Annotated in this window: 22 protein-coding genes and 1 tRNA gene; 11 read left to right on the plus strand and 12 right to left on the minus strand. The window is 48.2% G+C overall.

The features are described from left to right. Nucleotide 1: 1 nt before the first annotated feature. Both pncA and chiD read left to right on the plus strand, forming a co-directional pair. Nucleotides 2-631 carry a bifunctional nicotinamidase/pyrazinamidase gene (gene pncA / locus DY231_RS14425; RefSeq protein WP_115629354.1) on the plus strand — a complete coding sequence of 210 codons (630 nt, stop codon included), beginning with the start codon at nucleotides 2-4 and terminating at the stop codon, nucleotides 629-631. Between the two features lie 204 nt (nucleotides 632-835). Next, the gene (gene chiD / locus DY231_RS14430) at nucleotides 836-2,107 is read left to right on the plus strand and encodes a chitinase ChiD (protein ID WP_115629357.1); all 1,272 of its coding nucleotides are present in this window, start codon (nucleotides 836-838) and stop codon (nucleotides 2,105-2,107) included. 49 nt (nucleotides 2,108-2,156) lie between these two features. On the opposite strand, the gene DY231_RS14435 is transcribed toward chiD, so the two are convergent. Further along, the gene (locus DY231_RS14435) at nucleotides 2,157-2,432 is read right to left on the minus strand and encodes a YeaC family protein (RefSeq protein WP_115631853.1); all 276 of its coding nucleotides are present in this window, start codon (nucleotides 2,430-2,432) and stop codon (nucleotides 2,157-2,159) included. A gap of 42 nt (nucleotides 2,433-2,474) precedes the next feature. Next, complete coding sequence (gene msrB, locus DY231_RS14440; RefSeq protein WP_115629360.1) at nucleotides 2,475-2,888, minus strand: peptide-methionine (R)-S-oxide reductase MsrB; 414 nt, start codon at nucleotides 2,886-2,888, stop codon at nucleotides 2,475-2,477. A 346-nt stretch (nucleotides 2,889-3,234) separates the two neighbouring features. On the opposite strand from msrB, the gene gapA reads away from it, so the two are divergent. Both gapA and DY231_RS14450 read left to right on the plus strand, forming a co-directional pair. Further along, complete coding sequence (gapA, locus tag DY231_RS14445; RefSeq protein ID WP_064547648.1) at nucleotides 3,235-4,230, plus strand: glyceraldehyde-3-phosphate dehydrogenase; 996 nt, start codon at nucleotides 3,235-3,237, stop codon at nucleotides 4,228-4,230. A gap of 76 nt (nucleotides 4,231-4,306) precedes the next feature. After that, nucleotides 4,307-5,194 (plus strand): D-hexose-6-phosphate mutarotase, encoded by an 888-nt coding sequence (locus DY231_RS14450; protein WP_115629363.1) that lies wholly within the window; start codon nucleotides 4,307-4,309, stop codon nucleotides 5,192-5,194. Here DY231_RS14450 and DY231_RS14455 read toward each other — a convergent pair. Further along, a complete protein-coding gene (locus DY231_RS14455; RefSeq protein ID WP_115629366.1) occupies nucleotides 5,191-6,042 on the minus strand; it encodes an aldo/keto reductase in 852 nt (283 codons plus the stop codon). The genes DY231_RS14450 and DY231_RS14455 overlap by 4 nt on opposite strands. Before the next feature lie 77 nt (nucleotides 6,043-6,119). Further along, a complete protein-coding gene (locus DY231_RS14460) occupies nucleotides 6,120-6,869 on the minus strand; it encodes a MipA/OmpV family protein (RefSeq protein WP_115629369.1) in 750 nt (249 codons plus the stop codon). Nucleotides 6,870-7,295: 426 nt separating this feature from the next. Between DY231_RS14460 and yeaG the strand changes: the two genes are divergently transcribed. Continuing rightward, nucleotides 7,296-9,230, plus strand: coding sequence for a protein kinase YeaG (gene yeaG / locus DY231_RS14465; RefSeq protein ID WP_115629372.1), 1,935 nt, complete (start codon nucleotides 7,296-7,298; stop codon nucleotides 9,228-9,230). A gap of 70 nt (nucleotides 9,231-9,300) precedes the next feature. Beyond that, nucleotides 9,301-10,584, plus strand: a complete 1,284-nt coding sequence (locus DY231_RS14470) for a YeaH/YhbH family protein (protein WP_115629374.1) — start codon at nucleotides 9,301-9,303, stop codon at nucleotides 10,582-10,584. Nucleotides 10,585-10,632: 48 nt separating this feature from the next. Here DY231_RS14470 and DY231_RS14475 read toward each other — a convergent pair whose 3' ends face one another. Continuing rightward, nucleotides 10,633-10,989: a D-Ala-D-Ala carboxypeptidase family metallohydrolase gene (locus tag DY231_RS14475; RefSeq protein WP_115629377.1), complete on the minus strand. Its 357-nt coding sequence runs from the start codon at nucleotides 10,987-10,989 to the stop codon at nucleotides 10,633-10,635. Nucleotides 10,990-11,303: 314 nt separating this feature from the next. On the opposite strand from DY231_RS14475, the gene DY231_RS14480 reads away from it, so the two are divergent. Beyond that, nucleotides 11,304-11,750, plus strand: coding sequence for a DUF441 domain-containing protein (locus DY231_RS14480; protein WP_115631854.1), 447 nt, complete (start codon nucleotides 11,304-11,306; stop codon nucleotides 11,748-11,750). Here DY231_RS14480 and DY231_RS14485 read toward each other — a convergent pair. Continuing rightward, nucleotides 11,747-12,532, minus strand: a complete 786-nt coding sequence (locus DY231_RS14485; protein WP_115629379.1) for an AraC family transcriptional regulator — start codon at nucleotides 12,530-12,532, stop codon at nucleotides 11,747-11,749. The genes DY231_RS14480 and DY231_RS14485 overlap by 4 nt on opposite strands. 98 nt (nucleotides 12,533-12,630) lie before the next feature. Between DY231_RS14485 and DY231_RS14490 the strand changes: the two genes are divergently transcribed. Then, entirely contained in the window at nucleotides 12,631-13,836 is a 1,206-nt protein-coding gene (locus DY231_RS14490) for a CynX/NimT family MFS transporter (RefSeq protein WP_115629382.1), read from the plus strand. Here the strand turns inward: DY231_RS14490 and DY231_RS14495 are convergent, their stop codons facing one another. After that, nucleotides 13,837-14,547 (minus strand): CTP synthase C-terminal region-related (seleno)protein, encoded by a 711-nt coding sequence (locus DY231_RS14495; protein ID WP_115629385.1) that lies wholly within the window; start codon nucleotides 14,545-14,547, stop codon nucleotides 13,837-13,839. A 155-nt stretch (nucleotides 14,548-14,702) separates the two neighbouring features. Here DY231_RS14495 and DY231_RS14500 point away from each other — a divergent pair, with 155 nt between their 5' ends. Then, nucleotides 14,703-15,197: a 2-thiouracil desulfurase family protein gene (locus tag DY231_RS14500; protein ID WP_115629387.1), complete on the plus strand. Its 495-nt coding sequence runs from the start codon at nucleotides 14,703-14,705 to the stop codon at nucleotides 15,195-15,197. 39 nt (nucleotides 15,198-15,236) lie between these two features. Here the strand turns inward: DY231_RS14500 and DY231_RS14505 are convergent, their stop codons facing one another. The 3 genes from DY231_RS14505 to cspE form a co-directional block, all read right to left on the minus strand. Further along, a complete protein-coding gene (locus DY231_RS14505; protein ID WP_115629390.1) occupies nucleotides 15,237-15,542 on the minus strand; it encodes a hypothetical protein in 306 nt (101 codons plus the stop codon). 180 nt (nucleotides 15,543-15,722) lie between these two features. Beyond that, entirely contained in the window at nucleotides 15,723-15,881 is a 159-nt protein-coding gene (locus tag DY231_RS14510) for a YqaE/Pmp3 family membrane protein (RefSeq protein ID WP_006687217.1), read from the minus strand. A 283-nt stretch (nucleotides 15,882-16,164) separates the two neighbouring features. After that, the gene (gene cspE, locus DY231_RS14515) at nucleotides 16,165-16,374 is read right to left on the minus strand and encodes a transcription antiterminator/RNA stability regulator CspE (protein WP_034456078.1); all 210 of its coding nucleotides are present in this window, start codon (nucleotides 16,372-16,374) and stop codon (nucleotides 16,165-16,167) included. A gap of 404 nt (nucleotides 16,375-16,778) precedes the next feature. On the opposite strand from cspE, the gene DY231_RS14525 reads away from it, so the two are divergent. Beyond that, a complete protein-coding gene (locus DY231_RS14525; protein WP_256682671.1) occupies nucleotides 16,779-18,191 on the plus strand; it encodes an MltF family protein in 1,413 nt (470 codons plus the stop codon). Between the two features lie 103 nt (nucleotides 18,192-18,294). After that, nucleotides 18,295-18,537: a DinI-like family protein gene (locus DY231_RS14530; RefSeq protein ID WP_034494697.1), complete on the plus strand. Its 243-nt coding sequence runs from the start codon at nucleotides 18,295-18,297 to the stop codon at nucleotides 18,535-18,537. A 189-nt stretch (nucleotides 18,538-18,726) separates the two neighbouring features. On the opposite strand, the gene DY231_RS14535 is transcribed toward DY231_RS14530, so the two are convergent. Together DY231_RS14535 and DY231_RS14540 are read right to left on the minus strand one after the other, a co-directional pair. Continuing rightward, a tRNA-Thr gene (locus tag DY231_RS14535) sits at nucleotides 18,727-18,802 on the minus strand. 155 nt (nucleotides 18,803-18,957) lie between these two features. Beyond that, entirely contained in the window at nucleotides 18,958-19,185 is a 228-nt protein-coding gene (locus DY231_RS14540) for a hypothetical protein (RefSeq protein WP_034494696.1), read from the minus strand. Between the last annotated feature and the right edge of the window lie 111 nt (nucleotides 19,186-19,296).

Raw genomic sequence — 19,296 nt, forward strand, 5'->3', positions numbered from 1 at the left:
CATGAAACGTGCTTTGTTATTGGTTGATTTACAAAATGATTTTTGTGCCGGTGGCGCACTCGCCGTCCCGGAAGGTGATAGCACGATTGATATCGCTAACACCTTGATAAGCTACTGCAAAGCAAAGGGCGATGCCGTGGTTGCAACCCAGGACTGGCACCCCGCCAATCATGGGAGTTTTGCCAGCGTTCAGCGAACCGAACCGTTTTCACAGGGGAAGCTCGACGGGCTTCGCCAAACCTGGTGGCCGGATCATTGCGTGCAGAACAGCGAAGGAGCAAAGCTCCATCCTTTGCTCAATACTCATGAAATAGAGGCTGTTTTTCAAAAAGGCGAAAACCCGCAGATTGATAGCTACAGCGCGTTTTTCGATAACGGGCATCGTCAAAAAACTCAACTTGATGACTGGCTCTACCGCAAAGAGATTAAACAGCTCGTGGTGATTGGCTTGGCGACAGACTATTGTGTGAAGTTCACCGTACTCGACGCCCTGTCGCTCAGTTATGACGTCACCGTGATTACAGATGGCTGCCGCGCGGTGAATCTGCATCCTCAGGATAGTCTGCGAGCGTACCAGGATATGTCTGCCGCTGGCGCAACGCTAATGACACTGGCTGATTTTACTTACTAAATTACTTACCCGGTTCCCCAGGGCGTGAAAGCGCCCTCCTTTCTTTATTCGATTCCGCTCTCATTCTTAACTTTTAATGCTCGCTCATTTCTGAGAGCGCTCTCATAATGAATTTGTTTATTAATGCAGCAACTTAGCTGCGTTTATTTTGCCTTCCGTCCCCTCTGGTTACTGAAGGCTTGCTCGTCAAAGAGGAACTACCCTATGGTCTTCACGCGTAAACTGCTGCCGTTACTGGCAGTGATACAGATCGCTTGTGCCGGTGTGGCTCAGGCAAGCTCTTACCTCTCAGTCGGTTATTTCAACGGTGGAGGCGACGTCACAGCCGGACCGGGCGGCGATATAGATAAACTCGATGTACGCCAGATAACGCACCTCAACTATTCGTTTGGTCTGATTTATAACAATGAAAAAGACGAAACAAACCCTGCACTGAAGGATGCGTCGAAACTGCATCAAATTTGGTTGTCACCGAAAGTGATGGCCGATCTGGAAAAGATCCCCGACCTACGTAAACAAAATCCTTCCCTGAAAGTGCTGCTATCGGTTGGCGGTTGGGGCGCGCGTGGCTTCTCAGGTGCTGCGGCGACACCAGAAAACCGTGCGATATTTATCCACTCAGCGCAGGAGGTTATTAAACGTTACGGGCTGGATGGTATCGATCTTGACTGGGAGTATCCGGTGAATGGGGCGTGGGGTTTGGTGAATAGCCTGCCGGAGGATAAAGCGAACTTTACCGCGCTACTCAACGAAATGCGGGCCGCGTTAGGTAAAGAAAAACTTCTGACCATCGCCGTGGGCGCTAACGTGAAAAGCCCAACCGAGTGGGTGGATGTAAAAGCCATTGCGCCAGCGCTGGATTACATCAATCTGATGACCTACGACATGGCATACGGCACGCAATATTTTAACGCCAATCTTTATGATTCAAAAACCTGGCCGACTGTGGCCGCTGCGGATAACTACAACGTTAACTTTGTCGTGGATAACTACATTAAAGCCGGTTTGAAGCCTGCGCAGATGAACCTGGGAATTGGCTTCTACGGACGAATCCCTAAACGTGCAACCGAACCAGGCATTGACTGGGATAAGCCAGACGCCGCTAAAAACCCGGTGACACAGCCCTATTTCGGCGATACCGAGAAAGCCTTGTTTATGTCTATGGGCGTTGACCTGACAAAAGACAGTTACATGAAATACAACGACATTGTCAGCAAACTACTTAACGATCCGCAAAAGCGCTTTACGGAAAACTGGGATAACGATGCGCATGTTCCGTATCTGACCATTAAGTCTGCTGAAGGCAAAGATCTGTTCGCTATTTCGTATGAGAACCCACGTTCTGTGGCAATCAAGGCGGAGTACATCAAAGCGAAAGGATTGGGTGGCGCGATGTTCTGGGAGTACGGCGCGGATGACAACAATAAACTGGCGAAAGAGTTAGCCAAAGATTTGGGCATTAAAACCGAGCATTAATGAATCAGCGTGTATGGCGGGCAACGCAAGGTTACCCGCCTTTTCAAATTTAGAGCTTCACCGTCAAAATCGGCGCAGGCTCAATACCAAACTCCGCTTTGAGCTGCTGCTTACTTTTCATCACGATATTGCCATCGGTGCCAATGGTCATATGCTGCGGGTCAGTGTTGTGACGCGTCTGCCACATCATTACCAGCTGTAGGCTGTTCTCTTTTTGGTCTGGGGTCAACGCCACACCGTCAGGCCATTTTCCCAGCTCAACGGCTGTCACCAGACGTTGATAAACTTCCGGTGTCATTGTGTCTAACATTTCATCCAGGTTCATCATGCGGCAAGTTCCTGTGGAATAATTTGCTGAATCGATTTTTCAACCTTCGGTTTGTTCACCGTTTTTATCATCAGTGAAGTTTAGCGAGGCTGAGTTTACGCAGTAGCGCTCACCGGAAGGCTGCGGGCCATCGGGGAAAACATGGCCTAAATGCGCCTCACAGTTGCTGCAACGGATCTCAACACGTTCCATACCATGTGAAAAATCTTTGATATAGCGGATAGCGTCGTCGCTCACTGGCTCGTAGAAGCTAGGCCAGCCGCAGCCTGAGTCATATTTGGACTCTGACATAAACAGCGGTGCATCACAGACCAGGCAATGATAGACACCATCACGTTTGTTATGCAGTAAACGTCCAGAAAACGGTGGCTCAGTGCCATGTTTCTGCGTGACATAGAACTGCATTTCAGACAGGTTTTTTTTAGATGAATCAGGAGGTAATTGATTAGCCATATGCGTACATCTCGTGCAGTGGGTGCTGTGACTGATAACAGCATGATTCTAACAAAAAATTAACAACGCCGTGCTGTTTTTTGTTCTAAACTTAGCCCTGAATTTCTGGCGCAGCGTCATTTGTGATCGCCGTCACATTTTTGTTGGAATTGATCTTTAAAATTCCTCGCATCGTCCCCATTTGGATAAAGAGCCAAAAGGGAAGCGCGAGGCGGTTCAGTCGTTCAAATGATGTCCATAGGATTGATTTGTCGCAATGATTGACACGATTCCGCTTGACGCTGAGTAAGGTTTTTGTAATTTTACAGGCAACCTTTTATTCACTAACAAATAGCTGGTGGAATATATGACTATCAAAGTAGGTATCAACGGTTTTGGCCGTATCGGCCGTATTGTTTTCCGTGCTGCTCAGGAACGTTCTGACATCGAGATCGTTGCAATCAACGACCTGTTAGACGCTGAATACATGGCTTACATGCTGAAGTACGACTCAACTCACGGTCGTTTCAACGGCACTGTAGAAGTCAAAGACGGCCACCTGGTTGTTAACGGCAAAACTATCCGTGTTACCGCAGAACGTGACCCGGCTAACCTGAAATGGAACGAAGTTAACGTTGACGTAGTTGCTGAAGCAACTGGTCTGTTCCTGACAGATGAGACCGCTCGTAAGCACATCACCGCTGGCGCGAAAAAGGTTGTTCTGACTGGTCCTTCTAAAGACAGCACTCCTATGTTCGTTCGTGGTGCTAACTTCGAAAAATATGCTGGCCAGGATATCGTTTCTAACGCATCTTGCACCACTAACTGCCTGGCTCCACTGGCTAAAGTTATCAACGACAACTTCGGTATCGTTGAAGGCCTGATGACCACTGTTCACGCAACTACCGCTACTCAGAAAACTGTTGATGGCCCGTCTCACAAAGACTGGCGCGGCGGCCGTGGCGCAGCTCAGAACATCATCCCTTCTTCTACCGGTGCTGCTAAAGCTGTAGGCGTTGTACTGCCAGAGCTGAACGGTAAAATCACTGGTATGGCGTTCCGCGTTCCAACTCCAAACGTGTCTGTTGTTGACCTGACCGTTCGTCTGGAAAAAGCTGCGACCTACGAAGAAATCAAGAAAGCAATGAAAGCGGCTTCTGAAGGCGCAATGAAAGGCGTTCTGGGTTACACCGAAGACGACGTTGTTTCTACTGACTTCAACGGCGAAATCTGTACTTCTGTGTTCGATGCTAAAGCGGGTATCGCACTGAACGACAAATTTGTGAAACTGGTTTCCTGGTACGACAACGAAACTGGCTACTCTCACAAAGTACTGGATCTGATTGCTCACATCTCCAAATAAGTTGAGATGAGTCATTAATCCTGAAGGGCGACTGTGGTCGCCCTTTTTTTTCGCCTTTGATCGATAGGTTGAACAAATGATTAATAAAATTTTTGCCCTTCCGGTTATTGAACAAATCACCCCTTCCGTGTCTCTTCGCAAAATTGACGAGCTGGAAGCTATCGTGGTCGACCATCCACAAGCTCGCGGTTCCTTTACTTTGCAAGGCGCACACCTTCTGTCGTGGAAACCTGCTGGTGAAGAAGAAGTACTGTGGTTGAGCGACAATACGCCGTTCCAGGACGGCAAAGCTATTCGCGGTGGCGTGCCAATCTGCTGGCCGTGGTTTGGCCCAGGCGCACAAGCCGATCTGCCAGCACACGGTTTTGCGCGTAATCTGCCATGGGCATTGACTGCACATAATGAAGATGAAAGCGGTGTTTCACTGACTTTCGAACTGCAAAGCAGCGACGCCACTCGCAAATACTGGCCACATGACTTCACCCTGTACGCACGTTACAAGCTGGGTAAAACCTGTGAGATGGAACTGGAAGCACACGGCGAGTTTGAAGTGAACTCTGCACTGCACACTTACTTCAATGTTGGCGATATTGCTGATGTGAAAGTGAGCGGGCTGGGCAACAAATATATCGATAAAGTGCTGAATGCCTCTCTCGGCCAATTAACCGACGGCGTGCAAACCTTCCCGGACCGCACCGACCGCGTCTATCTGGAGCCAGAAGAGTGCAGCGTGATTCACGATGCGAGCCTGAACCGCAGCATTGATGTGATTCATCATCATCATATCAACGTCGTTGGCTGGAACCCAGGCCCGGCACTGTCTGCCTCTATGGCTGATATGCCGGACGATGGCTATAAGACTTTCGTGTGCGTGGAAACGGCATGCGCCAGTGCACCGCAAAAAGCAACGGCAGATAAGCCAGCGCGTTTAGCGGCAACACTACGTGTAGCAAAAAAAGCTTAAACCATATCTAAAGGCGTTTTGCGGCCCGGTGCCGGAAACGCCTTCTCCATCAGTTCAATCTCTTCCTGACTCAACTCAATCTCCAGCGCTGCGGCATTTTCTTTTACATGCGCCACAGTTCCCGCTTTTGGAATCGCGATAACACCATCATGGTGAATGACCCAGGCTAAGAGCAGTTGCGCAACCGTCGCACCTTTTTGATTCGCGAGCTGATTAAGTACCGGATGATTCATTAACCCGCTACGTAAACGCCCGGCCTGCGCTAATGGACAATATGCCATAACCGGCATACGTTGCTGCTGACTCCACGGCAATAAGTCATATTCAATGCCGCGTGAAGCAAGGTGATAGAGCACCTGATTGGTGGCGCACTCGTGCCCGCCTGCCACATTCCACAGTTCCTGCATATCGCTGTAGTCGAGATTGGATACACCCCAACGGCGAATTTTGCCCTGCTTAATAAGGTGTTGCATCACACTAACGGTTTCTTCAAGCGGGATATCCCCACGCCAGTGCAATAAATAGAGATCGAGATAATCGGTTTTCAAGCGCCTGAGACTGTTCTCACAGGCGGTGATAGCGCTCTGGCCCGCAGCATTCCATGGGTAGACTTTCGAGACCAGGAAAACATCATCTCGCCTGCCGCTGATAGCCTCTCCAACCACTTTCTCGGCACCACCATTGGCGTACATTTCAGCAGTGTCGATTAGCGTTAACCCGAGATCAATCCCCGCTCGCAGCGCATTCACCTCATCCACATGCTGCGCGGCGTTCTCACCCATGTACCAGGTTCCCTGCCCGATGGCGGGTAAGGGTTGTGAATCTGAAAAGAGAATTTGTTTTGCCATGACATCCCTCCAAAACTGTTGCACCACAATAATGCAAACGGGGCGCAAGCGCCCCGTATCAATACATTAACTGCATATCAGAAACTATAAGTGATACCCGTCATCAACACGCCGGTCCACTCTTTATCAACCATTGGGCTGTTTGTGACTTCATCCGCCAGGCGAATGTAGCGACCCATACCGAAGACATTCCAGTTATCTGTCAGTTTGTAGTTAACAGATAACTCAACATACGGCGCCCAACTATCATCTGGATCATAAGAATTTAAGCCGCTGCGCGCGGATTCATTCTTGCTGATGCCATAATAGTATTCGTTCTGGTTTTCGCTGCTCCACGTAATTCCGATACCCGGCGTTAAGGTCAATCGGTCGGTAGTGTAGCGATACAACCACGCAGTGTCCCACGTCACACCATTGCTGTTATCCAGCGTGTCACCCGCAAGTACCGTGCGCAAGAAACCATATTGCGTGTAATGGGCGTAAGAAAGTCCCGCCATCAGTGTCGCGTAGCGGTTACTCAACTGACGCATACTGTGAAGATTGCTGTCTTTCGCGCGGAAAAAGAGCGGTGAATAGTATGCCGTGATAGACAGCTTGTCGGTCTGGTCATTCCACAGGTAATAACCCGCAGTCAAGCCACGCAGATAGAAATTATCCCCTTCATAACCCACCATCGGCACAGGATAAACACGGTCCTGGTCGCCTTTGTACAAGTTCGGTGTGACCAGGGCTGCCGCCCCTAAAGACCATGGGCCGTCAGCGGCGTGAACAGAAGAAAAAGATGAGGCAATTAGCGCCCCCAATGTAAGAATTTTGAATTTGCTCACAATCCATTAAGTCCTTTAATCAAATAATCAGCGATGAGAGTGTAACCTTCCTTTCCATTCACCCCAAATTTTTTACGTTCCAGAAACCTCCGATTAACTGCTCAACATCTCTCAAACAGGTTTCACTGACTTTTCAGTTTTATGAATCGCAGGTGAAACCCGCTGCTTCTCTTTACAACAAAAGGAGAAATAATTGGATGAGTTATTGATATGTCATTGAAATTGGCTTGCGGCCGTATGCAAGTTTTGCAAATGCCATCTACGCTTTATTTTAGGAAGATGAAATACGCTGAACGAGGCAATGAAAATGCCACTAATGAAGTTGGCATGAGGGTTGCTCGAGATTCAGGAGACGTCTTCCGGGGGCCTCCATTACTCATACGAACGGCTCTCTAACCTGTGCTAAAAACGAAAGGACGGCATGCCATGAATATATTCGATCACTATCGCCAGCGTTATGAAGCTGCCAAGGACGAAGAGTTCACACTGCAGGAGTTTCTTGCTGTCTGTAAGCAAGATCGCAGTGCCTATGCTAATGCGGCAGAAAGGCTATTGATGGCCATTGGTGACCCCATAATGGTGGATACTGCCACAGAGCCACGGCTGTCCCGTCTCTTTTCGAACCGGGTGATTTCCCGTTATCCGGCTTTTGAAGAGTTCTATGGCATGGAAGAAGCCATTGAACAAATTGTTGCCTATCTCAAACATGCAGCCCAGGGGCTGGAAGAGAAGAAACAGATCCTCTACTTACTGGGGCCTGTCGGTGGCGGTAAATCCTCGCTCGCTGAACGCCTGAAAGCGTTGATGCAACGCGTACCCATTTACACGCTCAGTGCTAACGGTGAACGCAGCCCGGTGAATGACCACCCGCTGTGTCTGTTCAATCCGCAAGAAGATGCCTCTATTCTTGAAAAAGAGTACGGTGTCCCAACCCGCTATCTCGGCACGATTATGTCGCCGTGGGCGGCAAAACGTCTGCATGAATTTGGCGGCGACATCACCAAGTTCCGCGTGGTGAAAGTCTGGCCGTCGATTCTGGCGCAAATCGCGATTGCCAAAACTGAACCCGGTGATGAAAACAACCAGGATATCTCGGCGCTGGTCGGTAAAGTGGATATCCGCAAACTGGAAAATCATGCGCAAAACGATCCGGATGCTTACGGCTATTCCGGCGCACTGTGCCGTGCAAACCAGGGCATCATGGAATTCGTGGAGATGTTCAAAGCCCCAATTAAAGTGCTTCACCCGTTGCTGACCGCAACCCAGGAGGGCAACTATAACGGGACTGAAGGCATTTCCGCCCTGCCGTTTAACGGTATTATTCTGGCGCACTCCAACGAATCTGAATGGGTGACGTTCCGTAATAACAAAAACAATGAGGCGTTCCTTGACCGTGTTTACATCGTCAAAGTGCCTTATTGCCTGCGGATTTCCGAAGAGATCAAAATCTACGAAAAACTGCTAACCCACAGCGAACTGTTACACGCGCCGTGTGCCCCTGGCACGCTGGAAACGCTGTCGCGATTTTCGATTTTGTCGCGTCTGAAAGAGCCAGAAAACTCCAGTATTTACTCCAAAATGCGGGTGTACGACGGCGAAAGTCTGAAGGATACCGATCCGAAAGCGAAATCCTACCAGGAGTATCGTGATTACGCCGGTGTGGACGAAGGCATGAACGGGCTATCGACACGTTTTGCGTTCAAAATCCTCTCCCGCGTGTTCAACTTTGACCATGTGGAAGTGGCGGCAAACCCGGTTCACCTGTTCTATGTTCTGGAACAGCAAATCGAGCGCGAGCAGTTCCCGCAAGATGTGGCAGAGAAATACCTCGAGCATTTGAAAGGCTACCTGATCCCGAAATATGCTGAATTTATCGGTAAAGAGATTCAAACGGCGTATCTCGAATCTTACTCAGAGTACGGGCAAAACATTTTCGACCGTTATGTTACCTACGCTGATTTTTGGATTCAGGATCAGGAGTACCGCGACCCGGATACCGGTCAGTTGTTTGACCGTGAATCACTGAATGCGGAACTGGAAAAAATTGAAAAACCGGCTGGCATCAGCAATCCGAAAGATTTCCGTAATGAAATCGTCAACTTCGTGTTGCGTGCCCGTGCCAACAACAATGGTCGTAACCCTAACTGGACCAGCTACGAGAAGCTGCGCACGGTTATCGAGAAGAAAATGTTCTCGAATACCGAAGAGTTACTGCCCGTTATCTCGTTCAATGCCAAAACCTCGACCGACGAGCAGAAAAAACACGATGACTTTGTCGATCGTATGATGGAGAAAGGCTACACCCGTAAACAAGTTCGCCTGCTGTGCGAATGGTATCTGCGGGTACGCAAGTCTTCATAACGTCTGAGTCAAAGATGGGGCCACACTTAGTGGCCCCCCTGCGCAGTTGGCAAAGAAGTTTGGGGGAACTATGGCCTATTTTATTGACAGGCGACTGAACGGCAAAAACAAAAGCGCGGTGAATCGCCAGCGCTTTTTGCGCCGTTATAAAGCACAGATTAAACAGTCGATTTCCGAGGCCATCAACAAGCGTTCGGTAACCGACGTGGACAGCGGCGAGTCCGTCTCTATCCCAAGTGAAGACATCAGCGAACCGATGTTTCATCAGGGGCGTGGCGGGCTGCGTCATCGTGTTCATCCGGGTAACGACCACTTTGTGCAGAATGACCGCATCGAGCGCCCACAGGGCGGCGGCGGGGGTTCAGGTGGCGGCCAGGGCCAGGCAAGTCAGGATGGTGAAGGCCAGGACGAATTCGTTTTCCAAATCTCAAAAGACGAATATCTCGATTTACTGTTTGAAGACCTGGCCTTGCCGAATCTAAAAAAGAATCAGCATCGCCAGATTACCGAATTTAAATCACATCGCGCTGGCTACACCTCGAATGGCGTACCGGCCAATATCAGTGTGGTCCGTTCGCTGCAAAACTCTCTGGCTCGTCGCACCGCGATGACCGCCGGAAAACGTCGCCAGTTGCATGAACTGGAAGACAGTCTTGAAACCGTGAGCAACAGCGAACCAGCTCAGTTGCTTGAAGAGGAGCGCTTGCGCAAAGAAATCGCTGAACTGCGCGAGAAAATTGCCCGAGTGCCGTTTATCGATACCTTTGATTTACGCTACAAAAATTACGAAAAACGCCCTGAGCCTTCGAGCCAGGCAGTAATGTTTTGTTTGATGGACGTTTCTGGCTCGATGGATCAGGCAACCAAAGATATGGCAAAACGCTTTTACATTTTGCTCTATCTGTTCCTGAGCCGAACCTACAAAAACGTGGAGGTCGTTTATATCCGCCACCACACCCAGGCCAAAGAAGTGGACGAACATGAATTCTTTTACTCGCAGGAAACGGGCGGCACAATTGTCTCTAGTGCTCTGAAATTAATGGATGAAGTGGTAAAAGAACGTTATGACCCGGCGCTGTGGAATATCTACGCTGCGCAAGCGTCTGATGGTGATAACTGGGCAGATGATTCACCACTGTGTCACGAACTACTGGCGAAAAAAATACTGCCGATGGTGCGTTATTACAGTTATATCGAAATTACCCGCCGCGCCCACCAGACACTGTGGCGCGAATATGAGGATTTGCAATCGACGTTTGATAACTTCGCGATGCAGCATATTCGCGACCAGGATGATATCTATCCGGTGTTCCGTGAGCTATTCCAAAAGCAAGCGAACCATTCTTACAGTTAATTTCTGACACACTATCAAAGCCAGCCAAATTTATTTTGGCTGGCTTTTTTATTCACGCCAGCGTTTAGGTAAAGGCCGCACATCAATATGTGTATAGCTTTCACCACGTCCAATTCCATATTCTTTCGGATATGCGTTTTCAAGATAATCAGCCACTGCATCAGGTGCAATGGTATTCACGAGAATATCCGCCGCCGCTCCCAGTAAATGCTGGGTTGCATATTCGCCGCCATGAGCCTTGTTATAGTAGGTGCAACAGCACCCGAGTTGCACATACACAGGCCGTTCAAAATATTGATAAACACGCTCCAGAAGTGACACTAATTCTTTGCTGATATCAGCAAAGCCGCAACCGCAGGGACAGGCAAAATCATGCCGGTAAAAATGTTGAGAAATTGCTTTCACGTTTAGGTTTCGCTACCGTTCAAAAATAGGATGAATGTCTCAGAGAATTCTATATTTATGCTAAGAACATGGAGCCATCAACCACAATAGGTTAAAAATGATACGAGAGTATACTTCAGGGATTCAAATAGTTTTTATAGATCAAAACTATCGAATTGATCGTTAAAAACAATTTAATTCCTATGGTTTATTATGCAACTGCCTGAAAAATCAAGCTTCCATTTAAAAAAGCTGACGGTATTCCATTCCTGCGAGTAAAGTAGTTAATAACAATAAAAAAGCCACTACTTTATTTTTCGCAAGGAATGAAAATGATCTTCGACTCCACACTATTAATACTTCTGGCACTGGCTGGATTAGGTTTTGTCAGCCATAACACCACCGTTGCGGTATCCATTCTGGTACTCATCATTGTGCGTGTCACACCGCTGAGCCAGTTCTTTCCGTGGATTGAAAAACAAGGTTTAACGGTCGGGATAATCATTCTGACCATTGGCGTGATGGCTCCCATCGCCAGCGGAACCTTGCCCGCCAGCACCCTTCTTCACTCCTTTACCAACTGGAAATCACTGGTTGCCATCGTCGTAGGGGTGTTTGTTTCATGGCTCGGTGGGCGCGGTGTGACATTAATGAGCAGCCAGCCAAGTTTGGTGGCCGGTTTACTGGTGGGAACGGTTTTAGGTGTAGCCTTGTTTCGCGGCGTACCTGTCGGGCCGCTTATTGCCGCCGGGCTTGTCTCGTTAATTGTCGGAAGAACCTAAGGCTCAAGCGATGCCAGATAGCGCCCCGGCGTATTGCCGAGCGCTTTTTTGAACATCGTTATAAAAGCGTTGGTTGAGTCATATCCCAGTTCGCTCGCAATTTGTTGGACTGATACTCCGCCAATCAGCAGCTGCAAGGCGATGATTAACTGCAACTGCTGGCGCCAGCGCCGGAAACTCAGCCCTGTTTCTTTTACCACCAGGCGGGCGAGATTGCGCTCGCTCATCGCCAGTTGCGAAGCCCATTGTTCGAGAGTTAAACGTTGCTGCGGATGCTGCACCAGTTGGTCGGCAATAAAACGAATTTTCGGGTGTCGGGACATAGGCAAATGTAGCTGTTCCACCGCCTGGCGCGGCAGTTCGTCGAATAATACCTGAACTAACCTTTGCGTCTCGGGCTGGGATAAATCCCCTTCGTTTTTCTCGGTGAGATGCACAATAAGCTCGCGGACCAGCGGTGAAATTCTTAGGGTGCAGCATTGCGCAGGCATCTCTACCGCGCCCGGTTCGATAAACAGAAAGCATAACCGTGCATTAGCGGTGGCGCGGTTGCTGTGCGGCATTTCCCCTGGGATCCAGACGGCATGCTGAGTTGGCACCATCCACAGTGCGGGTTCGACTTCACAGGTGATCCCGCCGTGCAGCGCAAGAATCAATTGGCCTTTGCGATGCTGATGGAAAGGAATTTCGTTTTCGCTTTCCGATACCAGAATGCGAAACGCCTGAGCTGGCTGACAATTGCTGTCGGGATTGAACCCTTCCAGGGCTAAACCACGTTCCATTAAGTTGTCCGGTTTTAGGGATAATCTGTCATTTTACGTTGATTTCATCCGTACCCAAAGCGTGTATCTTGAGCGCATCGTTTTTTAGAGATCTTTTTATGAGTCCAATGACTGCTACCCGTTTGAAAAAACATGGCTTACTGCTGGCCGGTATTTTGATGATTGCCACTACGCTGCGCGTGACGTTTACCGGTGCGGCACCCTTGTTGGATATGATTCGCGAGACATTCGGCCTGACGACGGCACAAACGGGCATACTCACCACATTGCCATTATTAGCTTTTGCGGTCGTTTCCCCATTAGCGGCAGGTATTGCTCGCCGGTTCGGTATTGAACGCACCCTGTTTGCTGCCATGTTAATTATCTGCGCCGGAATTGCGCTGCGATCTGCGGGAAATACCGCATTATTGTATTTTGGTACGGCAATCATTGGCTGCGGGATTGCTATCGGGAATGTGTTATTGCCCGGCCTGATTAAGCGGGACTTTCCAGGGCACGTTGCACGTCTTACTGGTGCATATTCATTGACGATGGGCGTTGCAGCCGCCATCGGTTCCGTGTTTGTGGTACCTGTTGCTCAACACGGGTACGGCTGGCCTGGCGCGCTATTAGCACTGATGATTTTCCCGGTGGCGGCATTGGTGGTCTGGTTGCCGCAGCTATCAAACCATACCTCATCAACATTAAGCACCAGCAAAGCACTGCACAACCGCGGCATCTGGACCTCTGCACTGGCATGGCAGGTGACATTATTCCTCGGTATTAACTCGCTTATTTATTACGTCGTGATTGGCTGGTTGCCTTCGATACTGATAAGCCACGGTTATAGTGAAGCACAGGCCGGTTCGCTACATGGATTAATGCAACTGGCGACCGCCATTCCTGGCCTGTTGGTGGGTTTGATCTTAAGCCGCCTGAAAGATCAACGAGGGATCGCTATTCTGATGGCATTGCTGTGCGCCGTAAGCGCCATCGGCTTGTTGGTCATGCCGGATTTAGCCAGTGTTTGGGTGGTGAGCTTTGGTTTTGGTTCTGGTGCGACCATGATTTTGGGACTCACGTTCATTGGCCTGCGGGCGAACAGTGCGCACCAGGCGGCTGCGCTTTCGGGTATGGCGCAATGTGTAGGTTATTTATTAGCGGCTTTCGGCCCGCCGTTGATGGGTAAAGTTCATGATATTTCAGGCCAGTGGAGCCTTCCACTGATGGGATGCGCGCTGCTGGCCTGTATCATGGCTGTATTTGGGGGCTTTGCCGGGCGTGATGCAGAAATAAATCCAACGCGCCCGCATCACTCTTCGTGATTAACGCTGCGCCGCTTTGAGCAATGCTTCAACCAGCGGCGCAGGTCTGTTTTTCAATGCGTTACGCTCGTGCTGAAACAGGGTGCCGACAAAAAATGGGTGGCCATTTAATTCAACAGCGCGGATTTCACCTTGATTATCCCAACCTGTCACCTGTAGTTGCGACTGACGAATCTGGTCGGCAAAACTTTCAGCAATCCCATAGTTACAGTGGTAGCCTTCTTCGATTTGTGTCCGGCCATAATAAGCCTCAGCAATGATTGAACCGGGCTTTAATTTTATCGCGTCAGATTTCTCCACCAACGAGCAACTCAGCGGCGCGATAACTAACCTCCCCTCGTTTTCAGTTTCAGCGTGTCCGGCATCGTGCCACCCGATAACGTTTCGGGCGTATTCAATTACCGCATGCTGAAACCCACCACAGGTTCCCAGAAATGGGATCTGGTTTTCACGAGCAAAGCGGATGGCCAGAAAAGCACCTTCTTCATTTTGATAAGGGCTTGCCGGGACGCACCAAATCGCGTCGTATCCCACGAGATCTTCCTGGCTCGTCACGTCAGGTGTCGATAGCCAGTCATAGTCAGCGGTGACACCAACATATTCAGCTGCATTATCTAAAGCCAGGGGAATCGCCTGATGCGCGATAACCGCAGGATTAAAGTCACCCACCAGCGCAATACGAAGAGTTTGTTTCAGAGGTAATGGAGGCATTTATTTGAATATCCTTATGTTTAACAACTTCTGGCACATAAGGAATGATAGGATATGCCGATATTTTTTGCCTGGCAACGCCCATAATTAGCAGGGTAGTAAAACCTGGGTACACTGGTGTAGCGTGTCTTTTTCTCCTCAATGACTGTGACGCAATGAAAACAAAAATACTGGTCAGTGCTTGTTTGATGGGTTTTAAAGTTCGTTATAACGGGCAGGATAAGCCTCTGCTGGCCGATGTGCTGACGCGTTGGCAACAAGAGGATCGGTTAGTCATTCATTGCCCGGAACTGGCGGCGGGATTGAGCACGCCTCGTCTGCCCGCAGAACTTGTGGGTGGTGGTGGTCTGGCAGCACTTAATGGATCAGCAAACATTCTGGAAAGTGATGGTACGGATGTGAGCCAACATTATTTGTTAGCAGCGTGTCTTGCATTAAAAACCGCGCAAGAATCCGGATGTCGCCTGGCATTAATGACGGACGGCAGTCCTACCTGTGGCAGTTTGAAGATTTATGACGGGACATTTCAGGGAAGAACGCAGCCGGGAATGGGGGTTGCAACAGCGTTACTGCGACAGCACGGTATCGAAGTTTACGCAGATAGTGAGATTTCTGCGCTAATCGCTCGCATCGCCGAGTTAGACGGGTAATCAATCACATTTAATTACCCGCTCTGCCCCACAAGCCAATCAATGCACCGCGAGCGCTTCATCAACTTCTGGCAATAAAGACTTGTCTAACGGCAACAAATATTCGGCCCGGACAAAGGTATAACCTTCACGACCATCAAAGGCAACAACATTACCTGTCACCAGCCACAGCGGATGATCCGCATCGTGCGGCAGTTGAGTCACAACGCCTGTAACCGGGTTTACAAAGCTTTCGCCCGGTTCGCAAAGACCAAAAAGTTCGACTGATTTACCGACATTCACGCGCCCGGCGGCGGTACGGGAGCCGATAATCATTGCCAGCATGCCCGGTTTTAACTGAAACATAAAAAGACTCTGTAGCACCTTAAAAATTGGCTATATCAGAACATTCTTAGATGAAAATGTAAACAGGCCACGAATTTTACCTCGTAGCCTGTAGCGTCAAGAGCGCGTTCCAAAAAACACGCTGCGTATATTTACAGCTTACACCGCGTGACTTAAAACCTGCGTCACGCTTTTATTTGATTAATCGCGGGTTTGTACCCAGAAAGCATGAATTAACCCAGGGATGTAGCCTAGCAGCGTCAGTACAATGTTCAGAATAAATGCCCAGCCGAATCCCTTACCTAGCAACACACCCAATGGGGGTAAAATAATCGTAAAAACAATACGCCAAAAGCCCATAAAAAAACTCCAGTTATTAATGCTAACTACACTGAAAAAAGCATATTTCACTGTAAGCATAGTCTACTGAGCGTAAACCTACAGACGGTGTATCGTGATTTAATGTAAATAGCGGGCATAACCACAGCAAGGGTATGTGTTTGATTTAAAGGTATAAAAGATGGGTATTAGCGGATTTTAAATAACAAAAAACCCGCACAATGGCGGGTTTATTCACTTTGACTTAACGGCTCGGGTTATTCACCGTCTTCGCATGCGTAAGTCTCAGTATGCGTTAGCAGTCTTACAGAGCAACAACGTTAGTTGCTGATGGACCTTTAGCGCCGTTCTCAACAGAGAACTCAACTTTCTGGCCTTCGTCCAGAGTTTTGAAATCATTGCTCTGAATGGCAGAGAAGTGAACGAACACATCTTTGCTACCATTGTCAGGAGTGATGAAACCGAAACCTTTTTCTGGGTTAAACCATTTTACTAAACCAGTCATTTTAGACATAGATACTTCCTCATTATTTTACAGCCATTTAATATGGCGAACGTGGTCTGTATTGCAGAACGTTTCTTATTTAGGCACTTAGGAGGAGACTCACGAAGAAGGGTATCTGATGACTTGATAGCGCTTGAACTGAGGACTGCTTTACTAAAACTGCTTTCATAAGGTCTGTCTTCCAAACCGATGACGCATTTACTCATGCCTGCGCTTTGGAAGCAAGAATTATTTTCAAATAATAATTTTCTCATCAAGCTTTGCCGCCCTGCTCCCTTCCGCACAACCTCAACCTCGAATATGGGTGTGTGTTTTTTAATCAAAGCATCTGTGTGCGAGCTATAGTTAAACGGTAGCCGGATGAATGTGTAGATGGTGTCGCGATGGCCCGTTTGTTGTTGGTACTTCTCTTGATGTCTACGTTTTTGCCGATGACGCATGCAGCCACCGACGAACAGCCGTTGAAATTCGATACCCAGGTTAACACCGTCCTGGGTGATTATGATGTGATGAAAGAGCGGCGCGTGATACGCGTTTTAATCCCTTACAGCAAAACTTTCTACTTTATTGACAACCGGGGTACGCAGCGCGGCATCATGGTTGAGTTGATGCAACAGTTTGACAAACAAATCAATAAAGGCCTTAAACCCTCAAAAAAAACACATCTCCTTTTTATTCCAACCGCACGTGATCAGCTCATCCCACAGCTAATTGCTGGCCGTGGCGATGTCATTGCTGCCAATTTAACGATGACTCCAGAACGTGAAAAGTTAGTCGATTTCAGCGATCCCTTAGCTAAAAATGTCCGTGAAGTAGTGATTGCCAGCGGCAAGGCTCCCGAACTCACAACCGCAGAATCTCTGTCGGGTAAATCTCTGTTTGTTAACCCTTCTACCAGCTACATTTCGAGTATTGATACACTTAATAAAAGCCTGACCGAGAAACAACTTCCACCCGCGATAGTGATCAAAGCCCCCGGCAATTTTGAACCCGAAGATATTCTGGAAATGGTCAATGCGAACCTCGCCGACTACACCGTGGTGGACAGATATCTGGCAATCTTGTGGAAACAGATTTACCCCAACATTGTGGTTTACGAAAATATTACGCTGCGGGATGACGGTTCTATCGCCCTTGCTATGCGCAAAAACTCCCCTTTGCTTAAGGCCCAGCTCGATAAATTCACGGCTAGCCACAAAATCGGCACTTCATTCGGGAATCAACAGGTTTATAAATATTTGCGCAATACGAAGTGGGTAAAAGATGCGCGTTCGGAAGATGAGATAAATAAATTTAATCAGGTCACTGAAATATTTCGCAAATATGGTGCGCAATATAATGTCGACTGGCTACTAATGGCGGCTCAAGGCTACCAGGAGTCACGTCTCGATCAGTCTGTGCGAAGCAAAAGCGGTGCAATTGGCGTGATGCAGGTTCTCCCGACCACCGGTAAAGAGTTAAAGGTAGGCGATATCAGTTTAATCGACCCGAACATTAATGCAGGAGTGAAATACATCCGCTTCATGCGCGACCGTTATTTTGCGGATGAACCCATGAGTGACATGAACAAAATGCTATTCACTTTCGCGTCTTATAATGCAGGACCGGCTAAAATTTCCCGATTACGTAAAGAAGCAGCCAAAAGTGGCCTTGACCCTAATATCTGGTTTAACAATGTTGAAAGAATTGCGCAGCTGCGTATAGGTAATGAAACGGTGCAATACGTGAGCAACATCTTTAAGTATTACGTTGCTTATCAGCTCATCATGGAACAAATAAAAGCGCGGAAAGCAGAGTTGCCTGTTGCCGCCAGTACCGCAGAATAGCTCTGCCTGTGATAGCTTCAGCATTCTTTTTCAATAACATCACTTGCCTTGAATGTCGAGATTTATTACTGTATATAAACACAGCCTTAAAAGAGACGTATCAATGTTCGTGGAACTGGTTTACGACAAACGAAATGTAGCGGGTCTTCCCGGTGCAAATGAAAAAATCCTTGCCGAGCTTACCCGAAGAGTTCAGACCATTTTTCCAGATGCTGACGTCAGAGTGAAACCCATGCAGATGAATGCGGTTCACAGTGATTGCACGAAAAATGAGAAAGAGAAAATCAACCGCCTGGTTGAAGAGATGTTTGATGAAGCGGATTTCTGGCTGGTTTGCGAAGACTAACAACAGGTCGCACAACAATGAGAAAAACAACCGTAGTTTTAATTGTCGTCGCCATACTGGTCTGGCTTGCGAGCCAGCAGGGTTGGATTTAACACACGACTGAGGAAGTGCTACCGAAAGCTAGCCTTCCTTAAATTTGATTTCATACAGACGAAAAAAAAACCACCTGAAAGGTGGTTTTCTTCAATATGGTGCCGACTACCGGAATCGAACTGGTGACCTACTGATTACAAGTCAGTTGCTCTACCTACTGAGCTAAGTCGGCGTGGAATGCATAGTACATAAACTCGATCTACGATGCAATTCCTTGCGAACTGTTCGCTTAAAAATTCAACTTATTGTTATAAAATCAACCAGTCACGCGCGAAAAATCTGTATTTTGCGTAAAAATTGCACTTCTTATAAACCGGTTACTGCGATTTAAAACACTTTTGATGAGAAATCGTTTTTGACTTCGCTTTCTATATAAGTGTTCAAGCCCCATCCGGCACGCGCCAGTTCTTTCATTTTTTCCAGATGTTCTGGCCCTGGGTGGCGGATATCGTACAGATACACGTGATTATTCTTGAACCGGACTTTCATCGAGTTTGCATCAATCTGGAAACTGACAACCTGTGAATCACCACTTTTGTTGGAATAATTTTCCATACCACATCCTCTTTGATTGAACCTGAATTCGGTCGATTCATCTATTAATCACGTCCAGAGTTTTGGTAAAGGGTAATAGCTCACGATTTCAGAAAAACAATAAAAAAAGGG

Source organism: Buttiauxella agrestis, from assembly GCF_900446255.1.
Lineage (GTDB): Bacteria > Pseudomonadota > Gammaproteobacteria > Enterobacterales > Enterobacteriaceae > Buttiauxella > Buttiauxella agrestis.

Excerpts from the sequence above, each read along its gene's own strand:
- DY231_RS14490 (WP_115629382.1), top strand. The coding sequence starts at position 12,631 with ATGAGTCCAATGACTGCTACCCGTTTGAAAAAACATGGCTTACTGCTG.
- cspE (WP_034456078.1), bottom strand. The coding sequence starts at position 16,374 with ATGTCTAAAATGACTGGTTTAGTAAAATGGTTTAACCCAGAAAAAGGT.
- yeaG (WP_115629372.1), top strand. The coding sequence starts at position 7,296 with ATGAATATATTCGATCACTATCGCCAGCGTTATGAAGCTGCCAAGGAC.
- DY231_RS14450 (WP_115629363.1), top strand. The coding sequence starts at position 4,307 with ATGATTAATAAAATTTTTGCCCTTCCGGTTATTGAACAAATCACCCCT.
- pncA (WP_115629354.1), top strand. The coding sequence starts at position 2 with ATGAAACGTGCTTTGTTATTGGTTGATTTACAAAATGATTTTTGTGCC.
- DY231_RS14530 (WP_034494697.1), top strand. The coding sequence starts at position 18,295 with ATGTTCGTGGAACTGGTTTACGACAAACGAAATGTAGCGGGTCTTCCC.
- DY231_RS14455 (WP_115629366.1), bottom strand. The coding sequence starts at position 6,042 with ATGGCAAAACAAATTCTCTTTTCAGATTCACAACCCTTACCCGCCATC.
- DY231_RS14510 (WP_006687217.1), bottom strand. The coding sequence starts at position 15,881 with ATGGGCTTTTGGCGTATTGTTTTTACGATTATTTTACCCCCATTGGGT.
- gapA (WP_064547648.1), top strand. The coding sequence starts at position 3,235 with ATGACTATCAAAGTAGGTATCAACGGTTTTGGCCGTATCGGCCGTATT.
- DY231_RS14435 (WP_115631853.1), bottom strand. The coding sequence starts at position 2,432 with ATGAACCTGGATGAAATGTTAGACACAATGACACCGGAAGTTTATCAA.
- chiD (WP_115629357.1), top strand. The coding sequence starts at position 836 with ATGGTCTTCACGCGTAAACTGCTGCCGTTACTGGCAGTGATACAGATC.
- DY231_RS14470 (WP_115629374.1), top strand. The coding sequence starts at position 9,301 with ATGGCCTATTTTATTGACAGGCGACTGAACGGCAAAAACAAAAGCGCG.
- DY231_RS14525 (WP_256682671.1), top strand. The coding sequence starts at position 16,779 with ATGTCTACGTTTTTGCCGATGACGCATGCAGCCACCGACGAACAGCCG.
- DY231_RS14500 (WP_115629387.1), top strand. The coding sequence starts at position 14,703 with ATGAAAACAAAAATACTGGTCAGTGCTTGTTTGATGGGTTTTAAAGTT.
- msrB (WP_115629360.1), bottom strand. The coding sequence starts at position 2,888 with ATGGCTAATCAATTACCTCCTGATTCATCTAAAAAAAACCTGTCTGAA.
- DY231_RS14505 (WP_115629390.1), bottom strand. The coding sequence starts at position 15,542 with ATGTTTCAGTTAAAACCGGGCATGCTGGCAATGATTATCGGCTCCCGT.
- DY231_RS14495 (WP_115629385.1), bottom strand. The coding sequence starts at position 14,547 with ATGCCTCCATTACCTCTGAAACAAACTCTTCGTATTGCGCTGGTGGGT.
- DY231_RS14485 (WP_115629379.1), bottom strand. The coding sequence starts at position 12,532 with ATGGAACGTGGTTTAGCCCTGGAAGGGTTCAATCCCGACAGCAATTGT.
- DY231_RS14540 (WP_034494696.1), bottom strand. The coding sequence starts at position 19,185 with ATGGAAAATTATTCCAACAAAAGTGGTGATTCACAGGTTGTCAGTTTC.